Origin of the sequence: Culicoidibacter larvae, assembly GCF_005771635.1 — a bacterium.
In the GTDB taxonomy this organism is placed as follows: domain Bacteria; phylum Bacillota_I; class Bacilli_A; order Culicoidibacterales; family Culicoidibacteraceae; genus Culicoidibacter; species Culicoidibacter larvae.
Window position 1 is genome coordinate 1 of the sequence record NZ_VBWP01000033.1, and the last position, 250, is coordinate 250.

Here is a 250-nt window from a genome sequence, read left to right on the forward strand (position 1 = left end):
TGTATACTTGTTTTGGGACATAAATTTTCTTCCTTTCGATATTGTGAAATTTGTCCAAGTTTCGTGGGGCTGACCAATGGTTCGACAGTGCTGACACACAACACAGCGGAACATTCACAATGCCGGTTGGCGGATTAAGCCTTAAAGCAAAATGGACCGCAGACGACCAAGTCATCAGTTTTAACACCAAAGGTGGAACAGGTGTTGCATCTATCACTGCGAAAACTGATACAACAGTTGATTTAGATAC

1 protein-coding gene is annotated in these 250 nt (G+C 42.4%); it reads left to right on the top strand.

Annotation, left to right across the window (positions count from 1 at the left end; genetic code table 11):
• Positions 1–50: 50 nt before the first annotated feature.
• Positions 51–250: hypothetical protein (locus tag FEZ08_RS12140; protein WP_138192778.1), on the top strand; the 200-nt coding region annotated here is incomplete at its 3' end.